The sequence below is a fragment of the Cedecea sp. Ae19-4 genome (genome assembly GCF_059801165.1).
In genome coordinates this window covers 1-5,565 of record NZ_JBCHWG010000011.1, presented here as the reverse complement: position 1 = coordinate 5,565, position 5,565 = coordinate 1, and the positions used below count along the sequence as shown (strand labels likewise).

Sequence of the window (5,565 nt, the reverse complement as noted above, 5' to 3'; positions counted from 1 at the left end):
ACCATCGACAGATCTTTGCAACAGTGCCCATCGGAGACAAAATCCATCCCCCATACGTGATTAGGATACAGCCCCTGCGGCTGGGGCTGACGTTTCAGCGCAGATTTATTGCGGCGGGGGCGTTTTAGCCGCAGCGCGCTGTCGTCAGCCGCAACGGAGCGGTAACGGTACGAACTGCGGCTGATCTTAAGCGCGAAACAAACCTGTCTTTAACTGGCGCCGTAGCGGGTCTGCAAGTCCCTGACCCACTCGCGCAGGCGTGCCAGCGTCAGCTCTTTTTTGCCAGAACGTCCTGCAGCATGGCCTTGTCGAGGCTCAGATCGGCAACCAGCTTCTTCAGGCGTAGGTTTTCCTCCTCGAGCTGCCGCATATGCTTCAGTTCTGAAGGCGAAATCCCGCCGTACTTTTTGCGCCAGGTGTAGAACGTGGCATCGGAGATGCCCAGCTTGCGGCAGACTTCCGGTACGGGCGTACCCAGTTCGGCCTGCTTCAGGGCAAAGACAATCTGCTCTTCGGTGAATCGTGACTTTTTCATCGGCACAACCTCAGATCAGGGAAGTGAATATCATGCCGGAATTCTGTTTCTGAATGGAGCCGGATTTCGGGTCAGGGTCACCTCATGTTGGCTGCATATTCTTGCAACCGACGGACTTCTCGGCAAATTCAGATGGCGTCATCCAGCCCAGAGCAGAATGGGGACTAATCCTACCCGCGAATAGCGGACACGGGACTAAGTGAGTAAACTCTCAACCAGAGGTAGCTAACATGACAAAACCAGCATCAACCAGTAAAAAGCCCCGTAAGCAACACACGCCTGAATTCCGTCAGGAAGCCCTTAAACTGGCAGAGCGCAGCAGCCCGCGAGCTCTGCCTGTATGAATCCCAGCTCTATAACTTGCGAAGTACACAGCAGCAACAACTCTCATCTTCTGACCGTGAAAATGAACTCGCTGCTGAAAATGCCCGTCTCAAACGCCAGCTGGCGGAGCAGGCAGAGGAGTTGGCCATTCTCCAAAAGGCCGCGACATACTTCGCGAAGCGCCTGAAATGAAGTATGTCTTTACCGAAAATAACCGGGCTGAGTTCAGCGTCAAAGCCATGTGCCGTGTGCTTCGGGTTGCCCGTAGCGGCTGGTATGTCTGGTGCCAGCGTCGCCATAAGCCGGGTCCACGCCAGCAGTTCCGGCTCGTCTGTGATACCACTGTCCGTAAGGCATTCACTGAGGCAAAACAGCGTTATGGTGCGCCCCGTCTTGCTGATGAACTGCCGGAATACAACATCAAAACCATTGCTGCCAGCCTGCGCCGTCAGGGGCTGCGGGCGAAAGCGGCCCGCAAGTTCAGCCCGGTCAGTTACCGTGAGCACGGCTTGCCCGTGTCAGAGAACCTGTTGAAACAGGACTTTTACGCCAGCGGCCCGAACCAGAAGTGGACGGGTGACATCACGTATCTGCGCACGGATGAAGGCTGGCTGTACCTGGTGGTGGTGATTGACCTGTGGTCACGTGCCGTCATTGGCTGGTCGATGTCGCCGCGTATAACCGCGCAACTGTGCTGCGATGCGCTGCAGATGGCACTTTGGCGGCGCAAACGTCCGGAAAATGTCATTGTTCACACGGACCGTGGTGGGCAGTACTGTTCATCGGATTATCAGACGTTACTGAAGCGGCATAATCTGCGCGGCAGCATGAGCGCAAAATGCTGCTGCTATGACAAAGCCTGCGTGGAAAGCTTCTTTCATTCGCTGAAGGTGGAGTGTATCCACGGAGAACGCTTTGCGAGCCGGGAAATAATGCGGACGACGGTTTTTAATTATATCGAGTGTGATTACAATCGCTGGCGTCGGCACAGTGCTTGCGGCGGCCTCAGCCCTGAACAGTTTAAAACCAGAACCTTGCTTAGAGTTGTGTCCACATTACGTGGGTAGGATCAAACAACAATACCACGCTCAGCCACCATCTTTTCAAGATTGCGAAGGATCAGGGCATAAGCCAGATACCAGCGAACACACCGAGCGATGATATCGACGGGATAATGCAGGAGTTTGAAGGAGTTTCGAATAAGAGACATGAGCAAGCAGCATCGTGGAAAAACAATATGTTATCTGATCATCCCCTCAATGCAAAAGAACCTAAAAAAATGTAGTTGATTTTATGTAACACTACATAGTAAATTATTGTTTATCGATATTTATTATCATATGAGGCTCCGGCATGGGTAGCTCAGAAAAGATCGAAAATTATTGTAAGATCGTCAAAATTATAATGGTTGTAGGAATGATAGTTTTTCCGCTTTCAACCATATTGTTTCCATTTATCCTGGATGATTATTTCGTGCAAGTCAGCGCATTTCCATCAGTAAACATCCTCAAAGAGGATTTTGGGAATCTAAGTAAATTGGTATATATTGTCACAGACCTGTTTTTCTCTGGTTTTCTGGTTCTTGTACTGTGGCACGTTTCTGATTTATTTAGTGGATATCAAAAAAAGGATTTTTTTCTTCTCAACAAGTTTATAAAATTAAAAGGGTTTCAATTAGTCTACTGGCGTTCGCATTATCTACTTTACTAGTAAGACCCGCATTAAGTATAATATTGAGTTTTAATAAAGGAAGTTTCGTAATGGAGTTTAATGTTGATAGTTCATTCTACTTACTTCTTTGCGCTTCTTTAATTGTTGGATTCCTGTATTTAGTAATGCTCGAAGCGAACAAAATCCAGACTGAAAACAGATTTACGGTATAATTAATATGTCAATAATAATATGTCTTGATGCCTTACTTTTGAAAAAAGGAATAACTGGTAAAGAGCTTTCAGAAAAAATAAAAATTACTGAAGCAAATTTATCGATACTACGAAGTGGACACGCAAAAGCCATTCGATTCTCCACATTAGAAAAGATTTGTGATGAGCTCGGTTGTAATCCTGGAGACTTGATAAAATACCAAACAAATCATTTAAAAAAAATTTGAGTGTGGTGTTTGAAAGTTATAACTTTGATTGCGGCGTTTACATTATCAGCCTGTACACTGACTCATTGGAGTAAATATGGAGGAAGTGATTTCGACAGGCAAAAAGATATTTCAGCATGCCGAATGATATCTTTGAAAAGAATACCTACTGACAGTTCCCCTATCAGTCGTGAGTTAATGAATGATAAATCATCTAAAGGTACGTGTAGTGATAATAAAAATGAATTTATTTATTATTTTGATGAAAATGAAGCACGCAGAGAAGACATGATTTTTAGTTGCATGCTTGAAAAAGGGTGGCGGCTTGAGACACTTTTTTTCAGTAATTAAATCTTAACTATCTGTTTCCGTTCGATCCTGTGAGTTTTAACTCAATATCTTTTAGGTGATCGAGATTTTTTCGGTAACGTAATTTTTTCCGTAACCGACAATATCCTGATTATGTTGTTGAAATGTAATATTTCAGGTTTAATCGATCTCAGTATTCAAAGGGCCGGCTAAAATACCAAACCAACATTAAGGAGAAAAAAATAATGAGTAAGTCACTGAATTTAATGATTTTAGCTACACCAAAAAAAAATGGGACTGCCGTGGATATGGATACAAACTACTTTGTAAGCACGTTTGATGTTGGTATTCTTAATAAGGGTGAGCGAACTATTGTTTTAGATAAAGGAGATTACAGGCTTTTTGATGACACAGGTAATTACTTTGAGGTTTTTGTGTGTGATGCAAATCTCTACGGATCTATAGATCCATATAAACATCTTAGTGGAGAAATTTCATTTAAATGCGCGACAGATAAAATTTATCGTGGTATTTTTATTAAATGGGTCGATGAATAAAAAAACTGATAGCTCAGTTCACTTAAGTTATTACTCTGCCTAATCAGAATAGTCGTTCTATTAAGGATGCTTTTATTCATCGTATTAGGTTCAAACATCACTGTTAGTGATGTTTGAACCTAATAAAAAACTGCCGCATGCTCAGTAATAAAAAATTATATTATCTGCAATGCTCCGTTATTTTTTATGGTGTGGATTTTATAGGGTTTAAAATTCAATTATCTGGTTTTGTGAACACTGATTACTGATAATTTAAAGGGCCAATCGGCCTGATGAATAATCTGTGGTTGGCAGAGGCCATAAGGCCATTGAATTTTTAAGATTCATCAGGCGCCGGATGGATTCATACAAATCTACAACATCTTCAGTACCGATGCTGCAAAAACGGGAGTGACAATAGACTCTAAACTATCAAGTTGATTAATTATTCTACTTTAGTTTTTTCTTAAAAAGCTCAATTTATAATTTATTGAATGATTATGGCACCTTATGCTGGCATACATTAAATTTTATGAGGTTAATATCGCTTGATTATTTAAAGAATACAAATGTGTTATTTACTTTATCATCTATAGGATTCCTATGTTTAAAAAAATTTCATGGATTACACTATTCTTTGTTTCTCCAGTATGGTCATATAGCGATAAAAAACTTGATGAATCTTCGAAAGCATTAATTGCTAATATACAGATACAACAAGAGAAGCTGGATTATCTATTGAATATAAGAGTGAAAAAAGATACTCCCGGGGCTAAGCAGGTTGTAAGTAAAGCTCCAAAACGCCGTTCAGATTTAGAGAAGCAGATAGAAAAATTTAAGGTAAAGATTGAAAAGAGGTTAGGTTCAAGGCGACTTCGATCTATCCAAGCATCTTCATAGCCTTCGTCGGGCAGTTGGATTAATAAAATGTATCACGTGAGACACCCATGATTTCAACGGCATTTGATACGCTACTGAGTTCTTCAGCCAGATTGAGTAAATCGGCTTTGAATTTGACCAAGGGATTGGTAATATAAAGTGTAATAGTTATCTCGTTTTAATTTTTTATACACCTTGTTTTCGGTACGGTAAGGGGACTTGACCACTTTTGAGCTGTGAGTTCAACGGGTCGATGCAACGCTATCCTTAATCAAGGGGGGACGTTGCCATGAAATGAAGAACTCGGATTAACTACACGCCAGAACAGAAGTCGATTATATGGGACAGGTATAAAGCAAGGTGATTCCCTGCATGATATCGCCAGAATGTTCGACAGATTCCATTCTTCTATCATGCTCACAATCCACCAGACAGGTGGCTACCGTCCTTGAATAGCCACAGGTTTAACAGACACCTCAGAGTCATTTAAAATGACTTAAAGAGAGGTGCCCATGAGCGGTAAGCGTTATCCTGAAGAGTTTAAAATTGAAGCAGTCAAACAGGTTGTTGATCGTGGTCATTCTGTTTCCAGTGTTGCAACACGTCTCGATATCACCACTCACAGTCTTTACGCCTGGATAAAGAAGTACGGTCCGGATTCTTCCACTAATAATGAACAGTTAGATGCTCAGGCCGAGATCCGCCGTCTTCAGAATGAGTTGAAGCGGGTTACTGACGAACGGGACATATTAAAAAAAGCCGCGGCGTACTTCGCAAAGCTGTCCGACTGAGGTACGCCTTTATCCGTGACAACTCCTGTTGTTGGCCAGTTCGTCTGCTCTGTCGGGTTCTGGATGTCCATCCGAGTGGATTTTATTTCTGGCTTCAGCAGC

The 5,565-nt window shown here is 42.8% G+C and carries 4 protein-coding genes and 6 pseudogenes; 7 read left to right on the top strand and 3 right to left on the bottom strand.

Annotation, left to right across the window (positions count from 1 at the left end; genetic code table 11):
- A pseudogene (locus AAIE02_RS23485) lies at positions 1-535 on the bottom strand (transposase); the annotation flags it as partial.
- Positions 536-765: 230 nt separating this feature from the next.
- Here AAIE02_RS23485 and AAIE02_RS23480 point away from each other — a divergent pair.
- Positions 766-1,926 (top strand): annotated as a pseudogene (locus AAIE02_RS23480) (IS3 family transposase).
- Between the two features lie 5 nt (positions 1,927-1,931).
- On the opposite strand, the pseudogene AAIE02_RS23475 reads toward AAIE02_RS23480, so the two are convergent.
- Positions 1,932-2,069 (bottom strand): annotated as a pseudogene (locus tag AAIE02_RS23475) (IS6 family transposase); the annotation flags it as partial.
- 678 nt (positions 2,070-2,747) lie between these two features.
- Here AAIE02_RS23475 and AAIE02_RS23470 point away from each other — a divergent pair.
- From AAIE02_RS23470 to AAIE02_RS23455, 4 genes are all read left to right on the top strand, one after another.
- A complete protein-coding gene (locus tag AAIE02_RS23470; protein ID WP_498533409.1) occupies positions 2,748-2,969 on the top strand; it encodes a helix-turn-helix domain-containing protein in 222 nt (73 codons plus the stop codon).
- Positions 2,970-2,978: 9 nt separating this feature from the next.
- Entirely contained in the window at positions 2,979-3,299 is a 321-nt protein-coding gene (locus AAIE02_RS23465) for a hypothetical protein (RefSeq protein WP_498533408.1), read from the top strand.
- 203 nt (positions 3,300-3,502) lie between these two features.
- The gene (locus AAIE02_RS23460; RefSeq protein ID WP_498533407.1) at positions 3,503-3,814 is read left to right on the top strand and encodes a hypothetical protein; all 312 of its coding nucleotides are present in this window, start codon (positions 3,503-3,505) and stop codon (positions 3,812-3,814) included.
- A gap of 582 nt (positions 3,815-4,396) precedes the next feature.
- The gene (locus AAIE02_RS23455; RefSeq protein ID WP_498533406.1) at positions 4,397-4,693 is read left to right on the top strand and encodes a hypothetical protein; all 297 of its coding nucleotides are present in this window, start codon (positions 4,397-4,399) and stop codon (positions 4,691-4,693) included.
- Here the strand turns inward: AAIE02_RS23455 and AAIE02_RS23450 are convergent.
- Positions 4,648-4,838 (bottom strand): annotated as a pseudogene (locus AAIE02_RS23450) (helix-turn-helix domain-containing protein); the annotation flags it as partial. The gene AAIE02_RS23455 and the pseudogene AAIE02_RS23450 sit on opposite strands and share 46 nt — an antisense overlap.
- 141 nt (positions 4,839-4,979) lie before the next feature.
- On the opposite strand from AAIE02_RS23450, the pseudogene AAIE02_RS23445 reads away from it, so the two are divergent.
- Positions 4,980-5,121: pseudogene (locus AAIE02_RS23445) on the top strand (helix-turn-helix domain-containing protein); the annotation flags it as partial.
- Between the two features lie 63 nt (positions 5,122-5,184).
- Positions 5,185-5,565 (top strand): annotated as a pseudogene (locus tag AAIE02_RS23440) (transposase); the annotation flags it as partial.